The organism is Xanthovirga aplysinae (assembly GCF_009711365.1).
Taxonomy (GTDB): Bacteria; Bacteroidota; Bacteroidia; order Cytophagales; family Cyclobacteriaceae; genus Xanthovirga; species Xanthovirga aplysinae.
Map to the genome: position 1 here is coordinate 1 of NZ_SMMB01000514.1, position 2,051 is coordinate 2,051.

Genomic DNA, 2,051 nt, shown 5'->3' on the forward strand with positions numbered 1-2,051 from the left:
TGAAAAGGGAAAAGAACATGCTGTTTTTACCGGTGACACCCTATTTGTAGGTGATGTGGGCCGTCCGGACTTATTGGATGGTAATATGTCCAAGGAAGCTCTTGCGGGAATGATGTTCGATTCTTTGAATAATAAAATCAAGCCACTTCTTGATGAGGTAATTGTTTATCCGGGCCATGGACCGGGATCTGCTTGTGGAAAGAATATTGGAAAAGAAACTTTTTCTACCATTGGCGAACAGAAAAGGACAAATTATGCACTTCAGGAAATGAGCAAGGAGGATTTTATTTCTCGGGTGACGGAGGGAATATTACCTCCTCCTAAATACTTTTTTGAAGACGCCAAAATAAACAAAAAAGGATACCGGCCAATAGAAGAGGTTGTTAAAGCCAATTTGAACACGTTGTCGGTGAATGAAGTGGAGGAACTTCAAAATGAAGGGGTTGTGATTCTGGATACCAGAAAACCTGACGATTTTGAGAAAGGACATATCAAGGGTGCTTTAAACATTGGACTGAATGGACAATATGCCGTTTGGGTGGGTACTTTGTTAAATATAGGGGAACCTTTGATAGTCATTGCTGAGGAAGGGAAGGAAGAAGAGGCTATGATTCGATTGGCCAGAATTGGGTACGAAAGTGTAAAAGGATATTTGGCTCAGGGAATGAAGGCCTGGGAGGCAGAAAGTAAAAAAGTAGATACAGTCAAATCAGTTTCTCCAGAAAAGATGAAGGAGCTATATGAACAGGGTACTACTGTTTTGGATGTTCGTAAGGAGGGGGAATTTGAAAGTGGGCACGTAAAAGGTGCAAAATTGCTTACACTGTCGGATTTGGAATTGGATTCGGAAAAGCTCGATAAAGAAGAGACTTATTTAGTTCATTGTGCTGGTGGATATCGCTCAATGATTGCTTCATCTTTGCTTCAAAGAAAGGGGTTTGGAAAGGTAATCAATGTATATAAAGGTTTTGGCGCAATTCGGGAAACAGGAATTGAAATAGTAAATTAATAATATAGGCATCTTTTGTGGATGCGCATGGAAAACAATAAAGGGAGGCAAAAGGCTGATTAGCCGCATATGCCTCCCTTTTTTTGTTCTATTAATTCGCCCCCTCTTTTACCTATTTTACCCTTGTTCTTAAGTCCTTTAAAAATGCAAGGTTATGCAGAAAGAAGGGATTTTTTTTATATCTTTTGAGCAATTTTTTTAAATCTATCATCATAACCATTTGTCAATGATTAATTACAATAAGGTAAATATCACTGCAGGCTGGATGGCTTTTGCCATTACCTTTATCGTTTATGCGATTACGGTTGAACCTACCACAAGCTTCTGGGATTGTGCCGAGTATATAGCTTCTTCCTTTAAATTGGAGGTGCCACACCCCCCAGGGGCTCCCTTTTTTTTATTGGTGGGAAGGCTTTTCTCTATGTTAGCTGGAGATAATGTTGAAAAAGTGGCCTACTTCATCAACTTTATTAGTGTATTGAGCAGTAGTTTTACCGTTCTTTTTCTTTTTTGGTCCATCACCCTATTGGGAAGAAAAATATTAAAAGTAGAAGAGGGAAAGGAAACCCCATGGCAAATTATTACGCTGATAGGTAGTGGTTTGATAGGTGCGCTGGGCTGTACCTTTTCAAGTTCCTTTTGGGCAGAATCAGTGGAGGCGGAAACTTATGCTTTTTCTCTCTTCCTAACAGCCTTTGTTTTCTGGGCCATGCTCAAATGGGAATTAATAGAAGATGAGAAGAAGGCCAATAAATTGCTTTTACTGATTGTCTACATATTGGGGCTGGCTTTAGGTGCTCGGTTTATGAACTTATTGGCTATTCCAGCCATGGCCTTAATTTATTACTTTAAAAAGTATCAACCCACCACAAAAGGGGCATTTATAGCGTTTTTCATTGGTTGCTTCCTGGTTTTATTTATTGAAAGTGGAATTGTTACGGGTCTTCCATCCATTGCTTTTTCTTTCGAAATTTTCTTTGTAAATACTATTGGACTACCATTTGGCTCGGGAGTAATCTTTTTGGGTCTTTTGATTATTGGA

2 protein-coding genes are annotated in these 2,051 nt (G+C 39.2%); both read left to right on the top strand.

Translation table 11 applies throughout. From position 1 onward, the window contains the following. On the top strand, positions 1 to 1,009 hold a 1,009-nt coding region (locus E1171_RS02255; protein ID WP_155203663.1), incomplete at its 5' end, for a rhodanese-like domain-containing protein. A 226-nt stretch (positions 1,010 to 1,235) separates the two neighbouring features. Next, the coding region (locus E1171_RS02260; RefSeq protein WP_155203665.1) for a glycosyltransferase family 117 protein at positions 1,236 to 2,051 on the top strand (816 nt) is incomplete at its 3' end.